The following is a 24,819-nucleotide window of genomic DNA, read 5'->3' on the forward strand; positions in this document are numbered from 1 at the left end:
TCAGTATTTTGTGATCGACCATAAAATACCTCAGTTTATGAATTGTTTGTGCCGACAAATTTCCCCTGAGCATTGGTTGTTCGGGGAAAAACCAGATGTTAAGGGAATGGACTCCCGGTAGTAGGCGGAGTAACCGCTGTGGACAACGGATAAAATTTTGCGAATCCTCAGTACATGTCTGCTTGTCGCTTTTGTTCTGCTTCCCCTGCTGCAGGCGCAAGCGGTGACCATTCCTTTTTTTTCCAATCTGCCCAGTTTTACCCTTTCTGTACAAGGGGACAAAAAATTACAGGCCACCCTGCGAAAAGAGCTTGAAGAGCTGCGTAAAAATAGCAGTGCTCTCGAAAGCTACGAGTCCCCGCGCGATATCGCCCACTACGAGCGCGGCAACCTAGAAAAGTTGCTGCGCTCCGAGGGGTACTACGATGCTATTGTGCGTGAATCTGTAGAAGGTCGAGAGATAAATTATCAAGTGATACCCGGCCCTCGCTATTTAATAAAAAGCCTGGATATCATCATGCCTGCCGACTTAAGGGCGGGCTTCCCAGGATTGCCGATTGGAGTTGGAGACCCGCTGCAGGCAGATGAGGTACTTGAGGGCGTGCAGACTATTACCCAGTATCTCAATAACAATGCCTGCCTGCTCAACGTGGATGTCACCTATCAGGCCACAGTGATTCACCAGGAGGCCGCCGCTCGCCTGGAGTATCGGGTGGCCCCTAGCCCAGAGGTGATGGTAGGGGATGTACAGGTTCTTGGGGCGACTTCGGTAGAAGAGGATTACCTGCGGGATAAATTGAATATCAATCCCGGAGACTGTTTTAGCCGCAGTAAACTGGATGCGGCTCAATTACGGCTGCTGCGCACCAATCTGGTCTCCAATGTTACCAGTCAGGTATCTGAGCCATACGGTGGTATTGTTGATATTAATTTTATTGTACAGGAGCGCAATCATCGCACAGTGACTCTGGGCGTGGGCTACACCTCTGATGAGGGCGCCGGAGTTTCCGCCAGCTGGGAGCACCGCAACATATTTCACCGTGGTGAGAAGCTGGAAGTATCAAGCAAGGTGAACAAAGTAAAACAATCCCTGGAGAGCAAGCTCAGTATTCCGCGCTTTTTCAATGATAAGCAGCGTTTTACCGGTAGCGTGGGTTTGACTGGTGAAGATGTGGATTCCTACACTTCCAGGGCCTTGACGCTAAAAGGGTTGGTGTCCCGCAAGTTGAGTAAGCACCGCACCATCAGTGCAGGGGCAGAGTTGAAATTCAGTCGCGTCGATGAAAAAGTGGATGGCGCAGTGGAGGGTGGAGACCCGGATGAAAATTACCATTTGTTGGCATTTCCCCTCGGCTTTAAATTAAACACCACGGATAAACCCCTGGATGCCCGCCGCGGCGCTACCACAGCACTGGAAGTAAAGCCCTACCTGGACCTCAAAAATAACAGCACCTCCTTTGTCAAAAATATCCTGCAATTAACAGCCTATAAAACAGCGGAATCGGCGCGCTACGAGCCGACATTGGCGCTGCGTATCAAGGCCGGGGCTATTACCGGCGCCCCCAATTTGGAGCTGCCCGCGGATGAGCGCTTTTATGCCGGTGGCGGTGGCTCGGTGCGTGGTTATGGCTACCAGGAGTTGGGCCCAAGGCTCGTGGAAATTGATGCGAATGGCCAGGAAAGCCTGTCTGATGCGATTGGTGGCCGCGGTCTCAGCGAAGTTTCCATTGAAGGGCGTTTCCGCTTTAGTGAAACCTGGGGCGGGGTTCTGTTTCTCGATGGGGGCAACGCCTATGAAAACCCGCGCCCCAACTTTTCCAACCTCTTTTGGGGGGCGGGCTTTGGTGTCCGTTACAACACCTCCTTTGCACCCATCCGCTTTGATTTGGCTTTTCCCCTGGATCGACGCGACGGTGTAGATGATCACTACCAGGTTTATGTCAGTTTAGGGCAGGCTTTCTGATGTCCAAATTGAGAGGGGTTATTCTGGGCTTACTTCGTGCCCTTGGCGCTTTTCTACGGGGCTTGTGGCGCTCCCTCAGAGCAGGGGGGGCAGCAATCACGGGCTTGTTGCTATTTATTCTGCTTACACTGTTCTATTTTCTTGGCACCGAGCAGGGTAGGGTCAATCTGACCCGCACAGCTTTTTATGGTGCGGAGCAGGCGATTGATGGTCTGACTATTGAGGCCGAAGGAATTGCCAGTGAGCGCCTTGGGGCCTGGTTTTTTGAGCGTTTACGGATCAATTTTGATAGCAACACCCTAGCCGATGGAGAGCGGTTGGAATTCAAACTACAGAGTTTTTCCCGCAATCCCATCAATATTGAGCGCATCGCCGCTAAAGATTTTTTGTTGAACCTTGATGTGCTGGATGAGCTACTGAGCTCACTGGCACGGGCGGAAGAAGATGCAGTCCAAGTTGTGGACGAAAGTGATAGCGGCATCGCTAGCAGTTGGGAAGCTCTGTTACCGAGCTTTCGCCTGGGAGAATTAAAACTTGAGCGCTTGCAGTTAATCAGTAGCAAAGTACCCGATATTCCCACGGTTTCGGTGTTTGGTAATACTCTGTATCGATGGGAGGGACAGCCCACCCAGCTGCAATTGAAAATTCGCGAAATAAATGGTGGGGAACTGCAATTTGTTGCCGAGGGGCGCGAACAACAACCGGGCCGATTTGTTCTGGATTTTTCTGCCAGTGAGAAGGCTCAGGGATTTGTTGGCCGTCGGTTGCAATTACCACAAGGGCAGGCCCTGGATGCGCAAGGTAAAATTTCCCTGCGCCGCCACGATCAGCAGTTACTGGTAGATATTGAATCTCTTTCCACTCCACTTTCCCAGCATCAATTAGGATTGACCGGTAGCGTACAAATAGACCTTTTCCCTTGGCGTTTATACACAGAGGGTATCTGGTTACAAGTAGATGGCCGACGCAGCACTTTGTCTGGCAATGTTAGTGCCGATGATATTAATGCTGAACTCCACCTCAATCGCTTGCCGATCACTCTTTCTCGTCCATGGCAGGATGTACTAAATAGTGGTTGGCTCAGTGCAGAAGTCACCGTTAGCGGCGCATTTGCACGGCCTAATATCTCCGGTCAGGTAAAGCTTAACAGCAGCTACCGGGATCAGCCCCTGAACTTGGTAGGAGAAGTGAATACTACCCAGGGTGTTATCCAGCTGGAGTCTTTACAGCTGGAGTTTGCCGGTGCAGAGATTCGCACAGCGGGCACTATCGATACTGAAAATAAAACTCTGGATTTGGATGTGGCAGCGCAAGAGCTGGGCGTAGAAGAGATACGTCGGCTGCTGTCTTCCCTGCCGCAAACAGACAAAATAAATATCCCGAATGACTTTTCCGGCACCCTGCATCAGTTGCAGGCGCGAGTCAAAGGACCCTGGAATAAACCCGATTTTGAAGGGGACCTGAGCGCCGTTACCGCCTATCGGGATTTACACAATGAGTTGACGGCCAAAATCGATGGCAACTTGCAGGGACTAACAATTACAGATCTGAGCCTGGTGGGCGAAAAGCTGAATGTCCTCGGCGGTGGCACGGTGGATATCGAGGCGAAAACGCTAAATTTGCAGCTCAAACTGGATATTCGAAATCTCAATCCCTATGAAGATCTGGACCTGACCTCGGCGCAGGGCGTAACCCTGAGCCTGCAGGGCCAGGTCGGCGTGGAGGGTCCCTGGTCCAATCCACGCCTGAATGCCAGTCTGGAGTCTGATGGCTTGGTTCAAGAATATCGGTATAACTTGAAAGGCGATGCCAGCGGAGATCTGGAAAAAATAGACCTGCAGGGTTTGCGCTTGGAGCTCTTTGCCAACGGCACCTTAAACTATTTTGGCTCGAGACAGTTTCGCGGGCCCCAGTCGCCTGTGATTATTCCCGGGATTGAGAAGGGAGCTGTACAACCCGCACAGAGCGAGAGTCGACTGACTGCCTTGGCCGAGGAAGCTCAGCGTCTGGGGCGGCAGGGTGTTGTACTGGTAGAGGCGCAGGGAATAATCGAGCCAAAGAAAGACCGGCTCCAGGTGGGGGTAAATGTGCGCAACTTGCCCCTGAGCCTGGTGGAAGTGGTTGGGTTGCCACTACCCAATACCCTAGAGGGTGAGCTGAGCCTGGATGGTGAAGTTAACGGATCACTGACCAACCCTGAGGTGCGAGCTAGTGTGTTGGCCCAGGGTGGCTACCGCTATGAGCCCTGGAAATTACAGGGCGCATTGGATTATGCCGACAAGAGTTTGGTTGTCGAAGGCCTGGAGTTTTTGTGGGCGGGGCGCAACCAGTTGTGGATTCACGGCAGCCTAGATGAACAGCGCCTGGACTTACAAATTCAGGGCCGGGCCTCTCTGGAGGATCTCTCCCAGGAGGTGCCCTTTACTATGCCCAACCAAGGTGATGTCACTCTGCACGCGAGTGTCACTGGCAGTCCACAGCAGCCCGAGCTTGATGGCGATCTACGCCTCAGCGGCTATATGCCTGGTAGGGAGAAGGGGAGGGTTCAGGTACAGCCGCTCTCTATGGGCCTGGAATGGCATACCGAGGGTGGTGAGTTGCAGGTGTCCCTGGTGGCTGATCACGGTAATCGGCGTGCGATAGATAGCAGCGCCAAACTGCAGATCGCTCCAATCGTTGAGCGACTATTCGCCGATAACCCCACTGAGCCGATGAGCGAAGTACCTCTGCAATTGGTTAGTGGCGGTACTGCAGACTTGTCGGTGGTGGCGGAATTTATGGACCCCAGGGTTAATGTTTTGCGAGGGTTGTTGAGCTTTTCTGCTGATGGCACCGGCACTCTGGGCAATCCCCGTTTAAATGGCGAAATAGAACTGAGTGGGGCCAGCTACGAACACCGTCCCAGCTATACCCGTATATCGAATATTGATTTTTATGCGCGCCTGACTCCACAGGAGTGGCGCATTGAGAGGGGGAGTGCCACTGTTGTCGATGGCGGTAGCATTAATCTGGGCGGGGCCATATTTTTCCCTGGGCAGGTCCCGGCGAGGATGGACCTCAGCCTGAATTTAAAGCGGGCGCATTTACTGAATACTCCTGGGGTACGCGGCGCTATTAGCGGGCAGGCAACTCTGACTGGTACAACGGAGAGCGCCGAGGTTGCCGGCCGCTTCACTCTACGTCCTTTATCTGTACAAATTGAACAGTGGATCGGCAGTAGTGTGCCGGAAATACAGGTGACGGAAGTCCAAGTGGATGGTGAACAAGTGGAACGCGCACCGCCGCTGCTCAGTAAATTGGGTTTAGCTGTGGAAGTGATTTTGGATCAGCAGTCCTATGTGCGTGGCCTGGGGCTCAATTCTCAGTTGCGCGGCCAGGTAAATATTCAAGGAACTGCAGCCAAGCCTGAGGCCTCTGGTAAATTGACTATTGTGCGGGGCAGTTTCGATTTGCTCGGTAAGAAATTTGATTTGCAAGAAGGGGAGATACGCTTCGAGAATAACGAAGTCGCCGTTAATGTCGAAGGGGTATACGAACACAGTGATGGAGAGATTACCGCAACGATCTCCGGCAACACCTCCGACCTGGATATTAACTTCAGTTCCGATCCTTCGGCTTCCCAGGATGAAATCTTGGCGCAACTGCTTTTTGGCAAGTCTCTCTCAGATATTTCCCCGCTGCAAGCCGTGCGTTTGGTTAGTGTAATACGAAGCCTGCAGACTGGCCGTGCAGCTCTGGATCCCGTGGCCAAAACCCGTGAATTATTACGTTTGGACACCCTCAATATCGAGCGAGAGGAAAGCGATGGGAGGGATGAGTATGCCCTGAGCTTGGGTAAATATATCACCAACCGGATTTATGTGGAGTTGCAGCGTAGTACCGACCCGTTAAGTCCCTGGCAGGCTGAGATGCAGATAGAAATTCGCGATAATCTCAATCTTGAGTTTAAAACGGCTGATGAGGGTGATAGTGGTTCTGGTAGTGTGGAGCTGCAGTGGAAGAAGGATTATTAATGTTTATTGTTTTTAATAGTTACCAATAAGGTGAAGTTGGGTTTGCTTTCGATTTGGTGATTAATAACCTGCTTTGTTAACTTCTTAAAGAAATTTTTTGACTGGATCACAGGATGATCCAGTCATTTTGCCAAAGTGCAGCAGAAGATTGTGCTAGGTCGAGAGCCATAATAACCACTAAAACACCTCTGGTGATATCTATTGCTGGGTACCTCAAGTTCTTGTCTCCTGACTGATGATCTGTATTTATCGGCTATTTTTAGAGGTGTCCTCCTCTCGCTGCTATCTTGTTGTGGGGAATTTTACGCGAATGTCTGAAATTCCTACTTTGAGAGTTCGAAGCTTCGGTAAAAGCTGTTATAAGACTTCTATAAAAACCTTTGCCGCTTAGTGGTTTAATTCATCGGAGTAGCTTGCTTCTAAATTTACATCAAGTCACTGGCATTGGTTGATTGTTGTAAGTCTATTCAGTGAAGTTTTCTCAGTCAGACTATTGTTCCAGGTGGAGTCATTCTGGGTATTTTCAGATCTTGGTTTTTTAATGTTTAGATATTCCTTCGTAAGTATAAATTTTGATAGCTATTGTCTGGCTTTGTTTTCGAAATTTTGGCAATTTCAGTTGAGACCTATTCTACTCTTCAGGAGACCTCAATTGTTTTGTGATTACCATATCTGTAATCTCTAAAACACACCCTTTTTGGGGAGGATCATTGACTCCCCAATTATCGACAACAATCATCATGGATTCGTCGAAAACAATAGGACCTTTCTCGCGATAGGCATGCCAGAGTTGATTGGAACTGTCACAGCTTGTTTCTGTAGCATCACACACCCGGATATCCCATTGGTAGGTACCGCTATTCGGCCCCAAGAGAACCTGGCTGGAAGTGAACGTGATATGCTGTTTAGTGCCGTTATTTACTCTGATAGCACCCTGTTGATTAACCCACCCTGCTTGCTTGGGACGGTCTCCCCAGTTAGAAGCGAAACCGCCGGGACCATTGGGGCCTTTGGTTTCTACAAAGTCCACTTCACGGTCCCCACCATCCCAACAGCCCCCCGGTTGCCCACACCAGGGAAACATGTATACGGCAATCCACTCCCTCGGGCCACATCTACCTGCAGGGACAGTAACCTTAAAGTCAATCGCGGCAATATCCCCCATCCGGATATCTTCATCACCACATTGAACCGCAGTGGTATAAACGCAAGCGCCTTTAGTATCCCGATTCATTGTGATCGTTGCTGATCCGGCGTTAAGGCTTGGCTGAAAATCGATTAAGGTGCAGCGGTTGTATTGAGCAACCTTGTCATCTTGGTGATTAAATAGGGGTTGGCACCTAGTAGGAGAAGTGGCTGATGTTGTGTGGAGAAAAAAAAGACTGAAGATACTGAGGAGTGGTGGGATTACTTTTGGCACGATATTAACTCCTGATGAGCTGGAACTGATCAAGATATCGGAGGCAGTAAGGGCGAAGCTTCACAAGGAATATAATTGATTGTAGAACAGGCTTAGGTGAATGATTGTTTTCTTAGGAGGTAGGTTCACGACCCTAATTTAATGCACTTGAATCAGTCTAGGCTAGATCCTACTTGAGGATGCCATCTTTGACTGCGCCCTCTAGTTTGCTTCTAATTTCAGACCAAAGTTCTTCACTGCCTTTCCCAATACGTGCGTTTAAAGAAAATACTTGTTCCTTGGTGATGCCATACTGCTTCCAGCTGTGTCCCCCGCCATAGATGTTATGGAGTAGGGGAGGAATACGATCAATGGCCTTGGCAAAGCGAGCATCAGCTGTTTCTCCAGACTCGAACTCCTCCCATAGGCTCACCAACTCTTTATTCATATCTCCAGGTAATGGTGAAACCAGGCGTTGCAAGCCTTCCTTTTCTTTTGCTTTTGCCGCGTTTGTTTCACTTGAATAGATTATGGTATCCCCTGCATCAATCTCCCCAAGATCATGTATAAGCAACATTTTTATAACCCGATCTATATTTATTGGGTCATTTGAATAATCTTTCAGAATCAAAGCACATAGGCAGGCATGCCAGCTGTGTTCTGCGGAATTCTCGAAGCGTTTCAGTCCCACAGGTTTTGTTTTTCGTTGTACGTTTTTGAGCTTCTCTATTTCAACAATAAAGCGGAGCGCTTTTTCAATATCTTTCATTACAATTTCCTGGGCTTACTTGTGTGGGATTATTTCTTGGTGTTTGTCGTGGCCAATAGGCAGGGAATGTCATATTGCGCTTCAATATAGAGTTTAAAATGTATGATTTACAATCCTGGCTTTATTCTCCTATTTCCACCGATCAAGCTTGCTGGGTCTAGCCGATAGAAATTACTCAGTTCATTGTACAGTTCTGGGTGTAGGGAGCGCATGGCAACGGGGATGGTATAAAAACTCTCAGTGGCTACAGCAAAGAATTCAGCTGGAGATTGTGCTCCATATAAATCCAATACCGAGGGACTATCGCCGGGAAATTGACCAAATTCGGCTCTTTGCCGTAAACGGTGGAATTCCCGGCTCATTACTTCGGCCCAGTTGGCGCCATCGTTGGACTTCTCAAATAATGGGCGGCCATCAAAGTAGCCATCTTCTTCATCTACTTTGTGGGCAAACTCGTGCAGGGCAACATTGTGGCCTCGTTGGGGATTCTCAAGATCCTCATCCAAATCTCCCCAGGAGAGCACCACTGGTCCGCGGTAATGTGCTTCACCTTCCCGCGCACTGTGTCTGGCCGTTTCTATATAGCCTTCCCTGTGGGTTTCATGGGCAACATAGGTGTCAGGGTACAGGAGTATGGTGTAGAGATTGGGGTAGCACTCGTTTTTGCGGCCCAACAACAGCAAGCAGGCATGGGCGGCGATGGCGACTTTCATTTTTTCATTGACTTGTAAGCCGTCACAACCGACAAATTCTTTGTCATGAAGGAAAAGGGCAATATTACTGCACAGCTCTTGTTGTTGATTGCTGTTGAGATGCTGATATAGCGGGAGTGTTTCTTTTAGCAGTTGTAACTGTTCTTGTGTGAGCGCTTGTGCACGTCGGTAATTGATACGCCAGCGGCGATAAAAAATAGGTACAAGCCAGACAGCTAAGGCGAGTAGGATAATTGCAAGGAAAGCGCTCATAGGCTATTTGCCGACTGTTTAGCTGAAATATTCTCGCTTATTGAAAAGGTCTCACAGGGCATGCCCTGGTGGTATGGCATCTGCCAGCGACCTTTGTTGAACAACCAAATAGAGGAGCGTTTGCAAAAATCAGAGTAGTTTCCCTGCTGGTTGCGGTGTGCGGATTGATACAGTAGTAATTGAACAGATTCAGAGAGCGTTATACATTGGTAATTCTGGCTGTGAACTGTCCATTCACTATCTTTCTCTGACTGCATTTGTGTAGTTATCAATTTAAAGTCAAAGCTGAGGCCAGATTTTTCCACCTCTCTAAAGTCTGGGCTTAACAATTTTTCCAGTATTTTTTGATTGCTGCGGGTGTTTTTGTCTTGCAGCATGGTTTCATACTCAATGATGCGATCCAAATCTGATGCCATTTTAACTGGCTCCTTACTTGAGTCTTTCCGGTTTTTTGCGTGGGGTATATAGCAAGTCGAGCATAATGCAAGTTTGACCCTGCAGTTTTTCGAAATTATATCGATTGGAAAAAAGTGGTTTATTCACCGAGGTTTTAAATTCGCCCCCTTTAATAATTTCATGGTTGGGGAATTGCGCGCCCTTTTCAAGCTCCTTGATCCAAAAAAACATTGGCTATCGATGTGTGGCTAATGGGCAGGCGGTTTCTCGCTTGGTGGAAATATGCGACTTGATTAATCAATGTTCGATGCCAACACTTAGGACGTCTAGGTGATTTTTCTATCGCTTTGGAGATAGTTATGCTTATACGCTCCCTTATTGCTTTTTTAGTTTTAATGTTCGGTGTTATTGTTCCGGTGGTTGCTCAGTCGGGTGGTACGCCCTTAAAGGTGGCGATAGCTGGTGATGCCCCGCCCTATGTGATTAATAAGGCTTCCAGTGGTTTGGAGGTGGATATTGTACGGGAAGCGCTTCCCGGTTATGTCGTGCAGTTTGAACAAATGGGTTTTGCAGAAACGGCTTCAGCACTTGAGGAAGGCAAAGTGCAGGCGGCGGTTAATGTGATGAAGAAGGATGATAGTCTTTTTTATTCTAATAATATGATCAGTTTTGCCAACTATGCCGTTACCAAAGCTACCGATAAAATGAAAATTGATAGCATTGCAGATCTTGCTGGTAAGAAGGTGATTACTTGGCAGGGTGGACCCATGGACTTGGGGCCGGAATTTGAAAAAATGTATGGACCCAATGGCACACAGCGCCAGAATCTGATTCAAGCTCCGACGGCTCCCGATCTTGTAGCGCAATTTTGGAAGATGAAAGATGTTGTGGCAGTTGTGGACATGGAGTTATTCAAGAGCTTGAGTAATAAAATGGGGCACAAAATGGATCAGGTTAACCTTTTTCCGATTTTTGCTCCGATGACTGATTTTCGCGTAGGGTTCCGTGACCAGAAAGTACGTGATGACTTTAATCGCGGGCTTGCCAAGCTGTGTAGCAGTGGTCGCTATAATGAACTACTGAAAAAATACGATGTGGTACAGAAAGAAAATATCTGCAAGTAAGCCAATGCGCTAACTTCCTTTCTGTAAAAGTATCAGTAGAAGTCAGCATCAACAGTAGGAGAAAGGGGCCTGGGTTGTTACCTAAGTCCATTTCTTTCTTGAGGAGGCTACTAGCCTGTTCTTAGCTAAGCTGAACGGTCACTAGTAGGCTCAGGCTCAGAAAGTAAAAGGGTAAGGTAAAAAGGTAAGCTAGAAATAAAAAGGGCCTGTAACTTGCGTTACAGGCCCTTTCTGTATGGCGCGCTCGGGAGGATTCGAACCTCCGACCGCCTGGTTCGTAGCCAGGTACTCTATCCAGCTGAGCTACGAGCGCGTTATGGGTGCGAACTATAGTCAGTTGATTTGTTTAAGTCAACTAATTTTTTCAGGAAAACCCTTTAAAAATCCGCAACTTATCAAACTTTCTCGGCCCCCGGTTCGGAGCACAGCAAGTTCGACAGGGCGCGAATTCTGCCCTGCAGGAGGCGACTTTGCAAGCCTTTTTAAAAAATAGCTGCTCCTGGCCTTGAGGTGAGATTGAACGGCGCTGTAAAAGCGCCTGTTCCGCTGGTAGGTCTAATGCCCATGAGTCATTACGCACAGTAGTTCAGCACAGTTGGCGGAGAACTATACTGTTTGTTCCAGTACAAAGTGCCTGCCTTACAGCACGTGGAGGGCAGCTTATCCCAAGTACAGTGAGATTCTATGGCAATTGGGGATGACGAAGAAAAGGGGAAGAAGCCGTCTCCGGAGGAGCCTGGCTCCCCACTGACAGGCCAGTCCCAGCAAAGCCCGTTGGGCTGGTTGCAATATGTTGTTCTTCTCTTCCTGGTTATCCTCACTCTTCAGTACTGCTCGAGCGGGCAGTTTGGGGCAGAAAGAAAGGTCTTGGCTTACAGTGACTTTAAAGAGGCTCTCAGCAGGGGAGAAATAGCCAGTGTCCTCTTTGAAGGGCAGCGTATTACCGGAGTTTTTAAGCGGCCCACAAATTCCCAGCCCGAGAGGAAGAACGGTGTAAAGGAAAAGACCGATAAACCAGAAGAAAAGCGCTTTGCCACCACTTTGCCCCCGGTCCAAGATCCCGAGTTACTTCCTCTACTGGAAAAACAGAGCGTAACTATCCAGGCAGAATCGTCACAGGGGGGATTTTGGCAGAGGATGGCGATACTGCTGTTGCCATGGGTTCTGATAATAGCGCTGCTGGTCTGGTTGGGTCGACGAATGCAGGCCCGCATGGGTGCAATGACTCCCGGCAGCCCTTTCAGTTTTGCCCGATCACCGGCTAAACGCTACGAACGCAGTGAATCCCAAGTAACTTTTGATGATGTGGCCGGTCTTGCCAATGCCAAGAGGGATCTACAGGAGATTGCCGGCTATCTAAAAGATCCTGATCACTACCGCAAACTTGGGGCAAAGATCCCTCGTGGGATTCTGTTAATGGGGCCGCCGGGTACAGGCAAAACACTGATGGCCAAGGCCTTAGCGGGAGAGAGTGATGCGCCTTTTTTCAGTATCAGCGGCTCAGAGTTTATCGAGATGTTTGTTGGCGTTGGGGCATCTCGGGTGCGAGATATGTTTGCCGAAGCTAAGAAAGAAGCCCCTGCGATCATTTTTATCGATGAGATCGACTCGGTGGGACGAGCGCGTGGTACTGGTCTGGGCGGGGGCCACGACGAACGTGAACAGACCCTCAACCAGATCCTTGGGGAAATGGACGGTTTTGATCCCCAGGAGGCGGTGGTAGTGATTGCCGCAACCAACCGCCCGGACGTGTTGGATGCGGCACTGCTTCGTCCTGGACGCTTCGATCGCAAGATCACTCTGGATTTACCGGATAAGCCCGCTCGCCAAGAAATCCTGCGAATTCACTCAAAAAATGTCCCGCTACACGGAGAAGTTGATCTGGAGCATCTCGCCGCCCTGACCGCGGGCTTCGCGGGTGCGGACCTGGAAAACCTGATTAATGAGGCTGCTTTACTGGCGGGTAGGCAAAACAAGGAGGCCGTGGATATGGATTGTCTGCTACAGGCCAGGGACAAGGTCGTACTCGGCGGAGAACGGGAAGTCATAATGGGGGAGGATGATCGAAAAACGGTTGCCTATCATGAGGCTGGTCACGCCCTCACGGCGGTGTTGCTACCCCATGCTGACCCATTGGAAAAGGCCACCATTATTCCCAGAGGACACAGCCTTGGGGCAACAGAACAAATTCCAACTGAAAATCACCACAACATGAAGGTGAGTTACCTGCGTGATCGTATCGGTGTGATGCTCGGTGGCAGGGTGGCCGAACAGGTGGTATTTGATGAAGTCAGCAGCGGGGCAGAATCTGATCTGAAGCAGGCCACCCGATTGGCCCAACATATGGTGACGCATTGGGGGATGAGCCGGAAACTGGGGCCGGTGGCCTTTCGACGCGGAGAGGAGCATATCTTTCTAGGTAAGGAAATGGCACAGCAGAAAGATTTCAGTGAACATACCTCTGAAATTATTGATGATGAGGTGATCGCTCTGGTCAGTGAGATCGAGAAGGAAGTTCAGAATCTTTTGCAGAGTCATCGCAAGAAGCTCGATGCTTTAGCTGAAGCATTGCTGGAGAAGGAGACTCTGGACGCGGTAGAAATCCATAAAGTGATCGCCCTGGAGGATAAAGGATAACCTCAATCTGTAAGCCATGAACTTAAGGCAGCTTGGGTATTTGGGAATATCGTAGGATAGACTTGTGATTGTCGAGCCGATAATAATTTACCGATCAACTTTATCGTCATCGTCCGATAACTCGTGACCTGCTAACCAATCACTATTACCTTGTTTATTTTGGCAGTTAAGCAGTTGGACTTGGTGGTCAACTCCAGGTTTTCGCAAATGTAAGAAATTTGTAATTGGCGTCTTAATAAAATATTCATAAGTACCATTTACTGGTGGTTTTACTTGAGTAATTTTACTGACTGCTAGGTCTTTCCTCGTGTCTAATTTATTTAGGTATGAAGACGCTTTTATGTTTGGCTGTATTTTGTCTTTGTATCTCGAGGTGAGGGGCTGATGCCTCTTTTCCCTCGCTGATTGCGACAAGCACTCATTTCAATCCCCTCTTTTTTTAAAGGATTTTCCAGTGTAGGGGAATTATAAATCCGCACTTAAATAGTGCATATTCAGCTTTATTTTTTCATCATTTTTTAGCTTTCGCTTTTTTAACGAACTTTCCAGACAAATTGAGTTATTTTTATGGTTATCCACGATAAATTGACTTCCACCGGGAGTGGCTAGCCTGTAATCTGTTTGCGTCACAGAAAACATGCGAATTCTGTGTCTCTTTATCAGCGCGGTCTTGGATCGGAATCTCGCAAAGTCGGAATCTCCACAGAGAGAGTAGAGCGGCGGGATAAGGCAGTACCGATTGCGATAAGTCCGTTGTTGTAGATAAAAACAATAAAACAATGGAGAGAAAACATGGGAAGTCCGTCAAAACTTAAGCAGCACTCCGCTCTGCTTTCCGCCTGTTCAGTAGCGACTCTTTGGTTGGCCAGTGGTGCTACCCCTAGCTTTGCTGCTGAGGGTTCGGTTGGTACCCTTATGGAAGAGGTACAGGTCACCGCCCGTAAACGTGCCGATGCCGAAATTCTACAGGAGGTGCCCGTAGCGGCTACCGCCTATTCCGGTGATCAGCTAGAGGCCCTGCACACCAAGGATCTGCAAAGCCTTTCCTTCAAAATGCCCAACGTCCAGTTAGAAGATGTGGGCACTGTTAAAAACACCGCTAACTTTACCGTGCGAGGTCTGGGGATCAATAGCTCTATTCCCTCTATTGATCCTACAGTCGGTGTGTTTGTGGATGGTATGTATCTGGGTGTGAATGCCGGTGTGGTGACAGACCTGTTCGACCTGGAGGGGATTGAGGTCTTGCGGGGCCCGCAGGGGCTACTGTTTGGTCGCAACGTTACCGGTGGCGCAGTGGTTATAAAGACCGCCCGCCCCACAAATGAATTTTCCTCGCGTTTTAAACTATCCACGACTGACAATCTCGATACTGTTGCAGCTGGCACCATTAACGGCGCTATTTCCGATACCGTCAATGGCCGCTTAACGGTGTATTACAACGATGACAGGGGCTGGTTCGAAAATGTGTATACAGGTAACGATAATGCCGGTGCCTCCGATAGCTGGTTTATTCGCCCGAGTTTTAGTGTTCAGCTGAGTGACACGGCTGAGCTACTGGTGCGCATGGAGCACGGCCGGATGGATTCCGATGGTGTGGTAGCGCAAAACCGTGGTTATGAATCGACCTATGTCCAGACTAGGGAAGGTATGCAGTTTGCTCCAAGTGCCCCTCTCATTGCTGCGTCAGTTGGCATCGATGATTGGGATAACGGCAGGGACTCTTTTGAGGTGGCCCAAAATGAGGAAGGTTACCAGAAAGATGAGTGGAGCCAGGTTATAACCGAGTTCAACAAGGATGTCGCCTTTGGTGATGGCACCATCACCAATATTCTCGCCTGGAGGGAATATGAGGCAAAAGGCCTAGGAGATATCGACTCCCTACCGGTCACGCTTTTCCATGCGGATTCCAGTGTGGACCAGAGCCAGCTTAGTAATGAGCTTCGCTATGCTGGTCGCTTTGGCCGCACCGCCCTGACCACTGGTGTTTACTGGTTTAGCCAGGATGTCACCTATTTGGAAAATCGTCTTTTACGATTCGGGGCAATTGACTGGACGGGAGGTGGTGAGCAGGATCACCGCACTTATGGCGTGTTTGCCCAGGCGGATATCGACCTAAATGAAGCCTGGGTTTTGACCCTGGGTGGGCGCTATTCCAGTGAGAAAAAAGATGCCAAGATCGCCTCTATTCCCCTGAATACCTGTACTCTTAGTGGATGTTCCTCCTATGACGAAAACGGTATAGATAGTCAGAGTTGGAGTGCTTTCACACCTAAGGTGGGCCTGCAGTGGACGGTCTCCGATGATACCCAGCTGTATACTTTCTGGACTAAGGGCTTCCGAAGTGGTGGCTATAACTTCCGCAATGCTGGTATCAACCCTCTAACTGGAATGCCTTATGCACCGAAGGCTACCGATCAGGAGGAGCAGAGCAGCTTCGAAATCGGTGCCAAAGTGGATTGGCTGGATGGACGTCTACGCACCAATATGGCGGTGTTCCACAATACCATTGATGATATGCAGCGCGAGGAAAACCTTCCTGATGCAGTAACTGGGGTTGCGCAGATAATTCGTAACACTGCCGATGCCACCATTCGCGGGGCTGAGTTGGAGGCGATGGCGGCGTTGAGTGAAAACCTGCTGTTTACTTTCAATGTTGGTTATGTCGATGGTGACTACGACAAGGTACTAGGCGACCTGAATGGCGACGGCCTTGTAGATGGTACCGATCTCGGTCTTGAGATTCCTCGTCTGGCCCCCTGGACCTACGGTGTGGGCTTTATTCACGATTTGCAGTTGGGTGCCTATGGCACTCTGACTTCCCGTGTGAATTTTAATCATCGGGATGAAGCCCCTTACACCGATGATAACCGCGGCATGTTGTCAGAAGTGGATATGGTGGATTTCAGTATCGGCTATACACCGGATAATGGCAGCTATACCGTTTCACTATTCGGTAAGAATATGCTGGATGAGATGGCGGAGGGTAACAATACCCAGTTACCTGCTGTTATGGGAGGGGTTGGCGCAAGCTTTACGCCACTTAACAAGGGACGTGTTATGGGGGTGGAGTTCCTTTACGAGCTTTAACAGCGCGGCATACCCTCTTCATTAACTGGGGCCTTGCTCAAAGTTAATGGACTTTATGTGGCTGGGGCCACTTGCACACTGGATCGGCGAGTGAATTGTGCGAGTGTCCCCGGCCATAATCGTTTTTACCTACCTGTAATTTCCCCTCATTAGCGGTACAGTAGTGCCCAGTATCCCTCTGATGGTATTTAGAGTTTGTCGCCATCGCTTAACCGGGTCGTGAAGAATTTAAAGGAGTGAATCATGCGCGCTATAGATCTGCCGGAATATGGCGGCCCCGAAGTCATGCGGCTGGCGAACCTGCCCAAGCCTGGACCAGCTCCTGGGGAAGTGTTGATTGAAGTAGCCGCTGCGGGGGTCAATCGCCCCGATATTGTTCAGCGCAAGGGCCATTACCCACCGCCTCCGGGCGCCTCGCCGATTCTTGGGCTTGAAGTGTCCGGGCGGGTGGCTGCGGTGGGGGATGGTGTTGAGCGCTGGAAAGTTGGCGATAAGATCTGCGCACTGGCTAATGGCGGTGGCTATGCGGAATTTGTCGCCGTACCCGAGGGGCAATGTCTACCAATACCCGGCTCTATATCCATGGTAGAGGCTGCGACTTTACCGGAGACTTTCTTTACAGTTTGGGCCAATGTGTTCGACCGGGCTAGGCTAAAAAGCGGTGAAATTTTTTTGGTGCATGGTGGCAGCTCGGGTATTGGCACTACCGCTATTCAGTTGGCACACCAGTTGGGTGCTAGGGTTTTTGCCACCGCCGGCTCCGCAGAAAAGTGCGCAGCCTGTGAGCAACTCGGCGCTGAGCGGGCGATTAATTATCGGGAAGAGGATTTTGTGCAGGTAGTACAGGAAGCTACCTCTGGCCACGGAGCGGATGTCATTCTGGATATGGTGGGCGGCAGTTATATCGAACGGAATATTCAGGTAGCGGCTAATGACGGGCGCATAGTGAATATTGCCTACCTGCAGGGAGCTAGCGTCGAGGTGAATATGTTGCCGGTTATGTTGAAGCGACTTTCCCTAACCGGATCGACACTGCGGCCGAGATCTACACGAGTCAAGGCCAATATTGCCCACGCCCTGGAGTCCCAGGTTTGGCCATTTATTGCAGCTGGTAAAATTCATCCGCAGATTGCTGCGCGCTTTCCCTTGGAAGAGGTTGCCGAAGCACATCGGCTTTTAGAATCCGGCAAGATCGTTGGGAAAATTGTGCTGACCCTGTGACCTTTAGCGAATGTAGGTAGTTGGCTAAGGTGCGGAGTAGTTGGGTATCTGCTGGATAACCCCTTCTGGAGTATTGTGTGGAGAGCAGTAATTCTCGCCCGATGATTTGCGCAAAGGCACTGCTGCAGTGGGATCGTCACTCATCATTTCCACATAGGCCTTATAGAGATTGCTGATATTACGCACATACTGCACAGGCTCTGAGCCTCGCACATAGCCGTAACGCGCTCGCTTGAAATACTGGGGTTGAGCCAGTTTCAACATGGCTACCTCAACATTGTCGAACCAGACGTTAGGGTCCAGGCCTAATTGTTTGGCGAGGCGCTGCGCATCGAGAAGGTGGCCGTAACCGGCATTGTAAGAGGCGAGGGTGAACCAAAGCCTGTTTACCGTAGGCAGGGAGGGATTAAATCTGTCCCGCACCCAATCCATATATTTTACTCCGGCTTTAATACCGCGTTCCGGTTCAAATAGGGGCGGTGGGAAGCCCATTTCCTCTGCGGTTGCCGGCATTACCTGCATCAAGCCCTGGGCACCTACCGGAGAGACGGCTTTGGGATTAAAGTTACTTTCCTGCCACATCTGCGCAACGATCATGCGCCAGTCAAAGTCATATTTAAAAGCGGATTCTTTTACCAAATTATCGTAGGGCGAGAGGTTTTCGCCTGGGATCACCCGGCTGCTCACCCTCTGCATAAAGCGTTTATTGGGCTCAAAGTAGGCCGCATAATCTTTCTTGTATTGTGCTGTTTTTCGGTAGCTTTCTATAAATTTATTCAGGTTTTTCAGCAGGTGCCAGTTCTGGCGTAGAACCAGCCAACCTTGAGGCTGGGGGTCACCAAGTAAAGTTCCCAGCACCAAGTTGGGCTGCACGGAGGATTCTATTTTTGCCCGACCCGAACTGGAGATAGTTGCATCGATCAATCCATCCGCTATGAGTGAGAAAATTTGTGACTGGGACATATCCGGTGGTGCCACCTGAATTTCCACATTAATACCAGCATCGCGCAATGTTTTTGCAGTATCGATAAATGAAGAGTAAGCGCGCAAAGTGAGTTTTCGACCGCTCAGATCCTGAATTTTCTCAATTGGAGGTTTATCCTTGCTGCTTACTATCTGGTCTGCTGATTCCACATAGGGCTTGGTAAATACCATCCCCTTATCTTCATAGGAAGTAGTGATATTGAGTTCCGCCCCGGCAAAGTCGCCCCGACCAGCTCTGAGCCAGTCCGCCAAGTCTTCTTCATAGGGTACTACGATAATTTGCAACTGAAGTTTGTGTTTGTCGGCGAAGGCTTTTGCCAAGTCATAGTCAAACCCCATTAGCAGACCCTTCCATAGGAAATAAGTTGTAGGGCCGTTATAGGTGAGCAAACGGATAACCCCCGTTTTTTTGATGCCTTTCCAGTCGGTAATACGCTCTTCCTGCGCCTTAACCAAATTGCGGGTAAGGAAGTTATCTACCGTCGAGTTAAGGCGCCTGGTGTCTTTGCGCATTCCCCAGGCAATATTTTGTACTTCACTGACATAGGCCCCTAAGCGCAAGTCATCCCGATAATTACGTAAATCCTCCGCGGAAAAGTCTTCCAGTATTGCCACTCGATTACTTTTCATGTTGAGCATATCGACTAAGCCGTCGCGATTACCGTGGATAATAAATTCCCTAACCGTGAGGTTTGCATCAGGGTATTTGGCAATTAACTGTTTTGCCGTTTCCATATTGGCTGAACCCTGCGGCACGATTAACTCAACATCGCTTAGTTTGCTCGGGTCACTAATGTCTGGACCAGATGCACCGGTGACAAGCTGTTGGCGGGAGTGGCGAATGGGGACACTGAAATCGATGATTTTTTTGCGGTCATCAGTCACTGTCAGGTTATAGGCAATGACATCGGCCTCACCGGCAATCAACATCTCCACTGCTTTATTGGGGGTTGGGGCCTTGATCCACTTGGCCTCCAGTTTGAGTTGGTTAGCGAGTTTATTACCCAGCTCGAAGTTACGCAGGCTGACTACCCCGTCTCGGGGAAGCAGGTTTTCCGAAGCGCCTGTCAGGTTTACAAAGCGAATCGTACCGTGTTTTTTTATTTCCTTGAGATCACCGGTCTCGATGTAATTGACCTGTTGTTCTTTTGCAGGCGTAACGGGAGGACCTTTTTTCCCTTGTGTTTGGGTGTCTGCCTTGGAGCTACTTTCAGAAGTGGCAGTGGATTGGATTGCACTTCCATTCTCAGTGCTCTCGGGTGCTTTTGGGGCGCACCCGGCGAGCGCGAAAATTAGTACGAAAAGGTATATTAAAACCCAGCAATAGGGGCTGATAGCTTTATAGCGACACCTCATAGATAGCTCCAAAAGCTCTCTACAGGTGGATTATAGTGTCGTGCCCCGATAGCCCATTCGCTGGTTTTTTTTAGTGGTCGATGCTCTCCACCTTGGCAGAGAAGTGACCGCGGGCCAGTTGAACTTCAATCTCCTGGTTAATCTCCAGTGCGCGGCTGTCTTTCAAGGCGCGTCCCTGTGAATCTTTGGCGATGGCATATCCCCGCTGTAAAACTGCTAGGGGGCTTACATGATGAAGTAACTGCGCCTGGTGATTGAGCCTGTCAGTTTTTTGCAGTAAAAGGCGTTCCGCCGCTCGCTCTAAGGCATTTTGTACCTGCCTCAGTTGCTCGCCTTTTTCCTGCAGTTGTCGCTGGGGTTGGCAGTGGGCGAAGGCCCGCAGGGTCGATGTCAATTGGCTGCGGCGTAGCTGGATTTGCTGCTGCCCTGCTGTTAATAGGCGCATCTCCAGGTGGTCGAGGCGTTGTGAGCGGTTTTGTAGTTGCTCACGGGGGTGGCGCAGCCGATTTCGATTCAGCGTAACTTGCTGTTGTAAATGACGCACCTGGTGCTGGATGGCCCGATATAATCGAAGCTTGCTGTTTTCCAGGCGTTGAAATAACTCAGCGGCATTTGCGCTGGCAATTTCTGCAGCCGCAGAGGGGGTGGGTGCACGCACATCGGCGGCAAGGTCAGAAACCGTCGTGTCGGTCTCGTGACCTACGGCGGAGATTGTGGGGATAGGGCAAACCGCTAAAGCCCTCGCCACAACTTCTTCATTAAAGGGCCAAAGATCCTCCAGAGAGCCGCCGCCGCGACCCACAATAAGCAAGTCGTGGCGTCCGCTGCGCCCTGCCTTTTCGATAGCGTCGGCGATTTGCAGTGCAGCTCCCTGGCCCTGTACGGCCACTGGCCAGAGTTCAATTTGCGCTCCAGGGTGGCGGCGCTCCAACACATGGATCATGTCGCGGATAGCGGCGCCGGTGGGGGAGGTGATAATACCGATATTGGTGGGTAAATAGGGCAGGGCGCGTTTGCGGGCGCTATCGAACAGCCCTTCGGCTTGAAGCTTGGCCTTGAGCTGTTCCAGTTGGCGCATCAGGGCGCCAAAGCCAGCCTCCTCCATATGCTCCACGATCAGCTGGAATTCCCCGCGGCCCTCGTAGAGGCTTACCCGTGCACGGATCAGCACTTCGCGGCCGTTTTGTGGGCGAAAGGCCACACTGCGGTTGCGTCCGCGGAACATGGCACAGCGCACCTGGGCGCGGGCGTCTTTCAAACTAAAATACCAGTGGCCTGAGCTGGGCACGGTAAAATTGGAGATCTCCCCACCGATCCACAGTAAGGGTACGCTGCCCTCCAGCAATTGTTTCACCTCCCGGTTGAGGTCGCTAACCGAGAGGACGCTACGCTTGGTGTTGGGGGCTGCGGAGCTGGATTGCATCTGTGCTTCTCAAGTGAAAACTGGCGGAGCAATATTGCAGCATCCCCCTTTTAGGTAAAGTGCTTTGCTCGTTTAATTCGATTTTCTGTAAATTGTCATTTGCGCTTTTTTCCTTGAGAGGTATAATCGCGCCGATACCCAATCCCGCCTATTCGAGGTTTGAGTGTCAACAATGTCTGAATCCAATCTGCGCATCGCGCGCGAAGCCCTCACTTTCGACGACGTCCTACTTGTGCCCGGTTATTCCGAGGTGACTGCCAAGGATGTCAGCCTTAAAACCAAACTGTCCCGTAACATCACCCTGAATATTCCCATTGTCTCCGCCGCCATGGATTCAGTGACGGAATCGCGCCTGGCTATTGCCCTGGCTCAGGAAGGTGGTATCGGCATTATCCACAAGAGTATGTCTATCGAAGAGCAGGCTCTTGCGGTGCGCGCCGTGAAAAAATTTGAAGCCGGTGTGGTTAAAGACCCGATCACGATCGAGTCGGATGCCACCGTTCGCGAATTGATCGCCCTGACCACCCATCACAATATTTCCGGGGTTCCGGTGATGGATAGAGGAGATTTGGTGGGTATCGTCACCAGTCGCGATGTCCGCTTCCTTACCGACCTGGATGTAAGTGTTGCCAGTGTGATGACGCCAAAAGAGCGCCTGGTAACTGCCCACGAAGATGCTTCTTCTGATCATGTGCGTGAATTGCTGCACAAGCACCGCATCGAAAAGGTGTTGGTGGTAAACGACAATTTCGAGCTGCGTGGTCTGATTACTGTAAAAGACTTTAACAAAGCTGAGCAGTATCCAAACTCCTGTAAAGATTCCGATGGCCGTCTGCGTGTTGGTGCCTCAGTAGGTACCAGCCCGGATACCGATGACCGCGTGGCGGCATTAGTAGAAGCCGGTGTCGATGTACTGGTAGTGGATACCGCCCACGGCCATTCCCGCAACGTGATTGATCGTGTGCGTCGCATTAAAGAGATGCATCCCCAGGTGGATGTGATTGGCGGCAATATTGCAACCGGCGATGCCGCGCGCGCACTGGTGGAAGCCGGTGCGGACGCGGTGAAAGTCGGTATTGGCCCGGGTTCTATTTGCACCACCCGAATCGTAACGGGTATCGGTGTTCCCCAGGTCACTGCAATTGCCGAGGTTTCCTCTGCGCTTGAAGGTACCGGTGTGCCCATGATCGCCGATGGCGGTATCCGCTACTCCGGTGATATCTCCAAGGCAATTGTTGCCGGTGCTTCCTCTGTAATGATGGGCTCCATGTTTGCCGGTACCGAAGAGGCGCCGGGCGAGGTGGAGCTTTACCAGGGGCGTACTTACAAATCCTATCGCGGTATGGGCTCCCTCGGCGCTATGGCGCGCACACAGGGTTCCTCTGATCGCTACTTCCAGGATGCCAGTAAGGGCGCAGAAAAACTGGTTCCAGAGGGTATCGAAGGGCGTGTTCCTTACAAAGGTCCTCTGTCTGCCATTGTGCATCAGATGCTGGGCGGCCTGCGCTCTGCTATGGGCTATACCGGCAGTGTGGATATCGAAACCATGCGCACTCGCCCGGAATTTGTGCGGGTAACCTCCGCCGGCATGGGTGAATCCCATGTGCACGATGTGCAGATTACCAAAGAGGCGCCCAACTACCCGGTGGGCGGACGCTAAGCCTCTCGGTGAACAACTTTCAGTACCAAGCCGCAAACGGACCTTTCAGGTCCGTTTGCCGTTATTTATTCTGTTAATGAGTCAATCATGAGCCAAGATATCCACTCCAGCCGAATCCTGATCCTCGACTTTGGGTCCCAGTACACCCAGTTGATCGCCCGCCGTGTGCGCGAGCTGGGTGTTTTCTCTGAAATTCGCGCCTTCGATATGAGCGATGAAGAGATCCGCGAATACAACCCGAAAGGTATTATTCTGGCTGGCGGGCCTGAGTCCGTACCGGAAGAGGGTTCTCCCCGTGCGCCAGAAGCGGTTTTCAATTTGGGCGTGCCGGTATTGGGCATCTGCTATGGCATGCAAACCATGGCACATCAACTCGGTGGTGCCGTACAGGGCAGTAACATCCGCGAGTTTGGCTACGCCCAGGTAAAAGTCGAAGGCAGCTCCAATCTACTGCGCGATATCAAAGACCACCTCAACGAGGAAGGGGAAGCGCTGCTGGATGTATGGATGAGCCATGGCGATAAGGTTGTGCAGATGCCGGAAGGCTTTGAGCTGATGGCTTCCACCGATTCCTGCCCCATCGCCGGTATGTACTCCGCCGAGAAGAATTTCTTCGGTGTGCAGTTCCACCCGGAAGTTACCCACACCCTGCAGGGCATGCGGATCTATGAACACTTTGTTATCGATATCTGCGGCTGTGAAAAACTCTGGACGCCGGCCAATATTATCGAGGATTCCATCGCCAAAGTGCGCGAGCAGGTAGGTGAAGGCAAAGTGTTGCTGGGTCTTTCAGGTGGTGTCGACAGCTCTGTGGTGGCGGCACTGCTGCACAAGGCGATTGGCGATCAGCTGACCTGTGTTTTTGTGGACAACGGCCTGTTGCGCAAAAACGAAGGTGATCAGGTAATGCAAATGTTCGCCGACAATATGGGTGTACGGGTTGTTCGCGCCGATGCGGAAGAAGACTTCCTCTCGCGTCTGGTGGGTGTGGATGAGCCTGAAGCCAAGCGCAAAATTATCGGCAATACCTTTATTGAAATATTCGATCGCGAAGCTTCCAAGCTGCAGGATGTTAAGTTCCTGGCTCAGGGCACTATCTATCCGGATGTGATCGAATCCGCCGCCGCCAAAACCGGCAAAGCCCATGTGATTAAGTCGCACCACAATGTGGGTGGCCTGCCGGAAGATATGCAGTTCGAGTTGGTGGAACCGCTGCGCGAACTGTTCAAGGATGAAGTGCGCAAGATCGGCCTGGAGCTGGGCCTGCCCTACGATATGGTCTACCGCCACCCCTTCCCGGGACCGGGTCTGGGGGTGCGTATTCTCGGCGAAGTAAAGAGAGAGTACGCCGATATCCTGCGCGAGGCAGATGCGATCTTTATCGAGGAGTTACACAAGGCCGATTGGTATCACAAAACCAGCCAGGCGTTTGTGGTGTTCCTGCCGGTGAAATCGGTTGGTGTGGTGGGTGATGGTCGCCGTTACGAATATGTGGTGGCACTGCGCGCAGTGGAAACCGTGGACTTTATGACAGCCCGTTGGGCGCACCTGCCTTACGAGCTGATTGAGAAAGTCTCCAATCGCATAATCAATGAGATTGAGCATATCTCCCGCGTAGCTTACGACGTATCGAGCAAACCACCGGCCACCATCGAGTGGGAATAAGCGTTTAATCCCGCGGCTTAAATGGGGTGCAAGGCACCCCATTTCCCTATTTCTCCCGCCAAGCGTGCCACTTTCCACAGCTGTGATCTCTCACACTCGGAGGCGCTTATTTGGTTCGTCCGTCTCTGATCAATCTCTTGTAATCCGCTGTAACTCG

14 protein-coding genes and 1 tRNA gene are annotated in these 24,819 nt (G+C 50.6%); 8 read left to right on the top strand and 7 right to left on the bottom strand.

The features are described 5' to 3' along the window. Positions 1-157 precede the first annotated feature (157 nt). Together FIU95_RS05910 and FIU95_RS05915 are read left to right on the top strand one after the other, a co-directional pair. Entirely contained in the window at positions 158-1,963 is a 1,806-nt protein-coding gene (locus FIU95_RS05910) for an autotransporter assembly complex family protein (RefSeq protein ID WP_152452399.1), read from the top strand. Then, positions 1,963-5,976, top strand: coding sequence for a translocation/assembly module TamB domain-containing protein (locus FIU95_RS05915; RefSeq protein WP_152452401.1), 4,014 nt, complete (start codon positions 1,963-1,965; stop codon positions 5,974-5,976). The genes FIU95_RS05910 and FIU95_RS05915 overlap by 1 nt, the downstream gene beginning before the upstream one ends. A 631-nt stretch (positions 5,977-6,607) precedes the next feature. Here FIU95_RS05915 and FIU95_RS05920 read toward each other — a convergent pair. The 4 genes from FIU95_RS05920 to FIU95_RS05935 all read right to left on the bottom strand — a co-directional run bounded on the left by FIU95_RS05920 (position 6,608) and on the right by FIU95_RS05935 (position 9,525). Further along, positions 6,608-7,210, bottom strand: a complete 603-nt coding sequence (locus FIU95_RS05920) for a hypothetical protein (protein WP_152452403.1) — start codon at positions 7,208-7,210, stop codon at positions 6,608-6,610. 355 nt (positions 7,211-7,565) lie between these two features. Next, on the bottom strand, positions 7,566-8,144 hold the full coding sequence (locus FIU95_RS05925) for an HD domain-containing protein (protein ID WP_152452405.1): 579 nt from the start codon (positions 8,142-8,144) through the stop codon (positions 7,566-7,568). Between the two features lie 107 nt (positions 8,145-8,251). Further along, positions 8,252-9,109 carry a zinc-dependent peptidase gene (locus tag FIU95_RS05930; RefSeq protein WP_152452407.1) on the bottom strand — a complete coding sequence of 286 codons (858 nt, stop codon included), beginning with the start codon at positions 9,107-9,109 and terminating at the stop codon, positions 8,252-8,254. After that, complete coding sequence (locus FIU95_RS05935; protein WP_152452409.1) at positions 9,106-9,525, bottom strand: DUF4440 domain-containing protein; 420 nt, start codon at positions 9,523-9,525, stop codon at positions 9,106-9,108. The genes FIU95_RS05930 and FIU95_RS05935 overlap by 4 nt, the downstream gene beginning before the upstream one ends. Positions 9,526-9,864: 339 nt before the next feature. On the opposite strand from FIU95_RS05935, the gene FIU95_RS05940 reads away from it, so the two are divergent. Next, positions 9,865-10,629: an ABC transporter substrate-binding protein gene (locus FIU95_RS05940; protein ID WP_152452411.1), complete on the top strand. Its 765-nt coding sequence runs from the start codon at positions 9,865-9,867 to the stop codon at positions 10,627-10,629. A 236-nt stretch (positions 10,630-10,865) separates the two neighbouring features. On the opposite strand, the gene FIU95_RS05945 is transcribed toward FIU95_RS05940, so the two are convergent. Beyond that, positions 10,866-10,942 (bottom strand) — tRNA-Arg (locus tag FIU95_RS05945). 371 nt (positions 10,943-11,313) lie between these two features. Here FIU95_RS05945 and ftsH point away from each other — a divergent pair. The 3 genes from ftsH (at position 11,314) to FIU95_RS05960 (ending at position 17,574) form a co-directional block, all read left to right on the top strand. Then, positions 11,314-13,266, top strand: coding sequence for an ATP-dependent zinc metalloprotease FtsH (ftsH, locus tag FIU95_RS05950; RefSeq protein WP_152452413.1), 1,953 nt, complete (start codon positions 11,314-11,316; stop codon positions 13,264-13,266). Positions 13,267-14,058: 792 nt separating this feature from the next. Continuing rightward, the gene (locus tag FIU95_RS05955) at positions 14,059-16,353 is read left to right on the top strand and encodes a TonB-dependent receptor (protein ID WP_152452415.1); all 2,295 of its coding nucleotides are present in this window, start codon (positions 14,059-14,061) and stop codon (positions 16,351-16,353) included. A gap of 243 nt (positions 16,354-16,596) precedes the next feature. Then, complete coding sequence (locus FIU95_RS05960) at positions 16,597-17,574, top strand: NAD(P)H-quinone oxidoreductase (RefSeq protein ID WP_152452417.1); 978 nt, start codon at positions 16,597-16,599, stop codon at positions 17,572-17,574. Positions 17,575-17,598: 24 nt separating this feature from the next. On the opposite strand, the gene FIU95_RS05965 is transcribed toward FIU95_RS05960, so the two are convergent. Continuing rightward, positions 17,599-19,914: a transporter substrate-binding domain-containing protein gene (locus FIU95_RS05965; RefSeq protein WP_152452419.1), complete on the bottom strand. Its 2,316-nt coding sequence runs from the start codon at positions 19,912-19,914 to the stop codon at positions 17,599-17,601. 70 nt (positions 19,915-19,984) lie between these two features. Then, positions 19,985-21,337, bottom strand: a complete 1,353-nt coding sequence (xseA, locus tag FIU95_RS05970; protein WP_152452421.1) for an exodeoxyribonuclease VII large subunit — start codon at positions 21,335-21,337, stop codon at positions 19,985-19,987. 172 nt (positions 21,338-21,509) lie between these two features. Here xseA and guaB point away from each other — a divergent pair, with 172 nt between their 5' ends. Next, positions 21,510-22,997, top strand: coding sequence for an IMP dehydrogenase (gene guaB, locus FIU95_RS05975; protein ID WP_152452423.1), 1,488 nt, complete (start codon positions 21,510-21,512; stop codon positions 22,995-22,997). Between the two features lie 87 nt (positions 22,998-23,084). Then, positions 23,085-24,662, top strand: a complete 1,578-nt coding sequence (gene guaA, locus FIU95_RS05980; protein WP_152452425.1) for a glutamine-hydrolyzing GMP synthase — start codon at positions 23,085-23,087, stop codon at positions 24,660-24,662. Positions 24,663-24,819: the final 157 nt, after the last annotated feature.

Source organism: Microbulbifer sp. THAF38, assembly GCF_009363535.1.
Taxonomy (GTDB): Bacteria; Pseudomonadota; Gammaproteobacteria; order Pseudomonadales; family Cellvibrionaceae; genus Microbulbifer.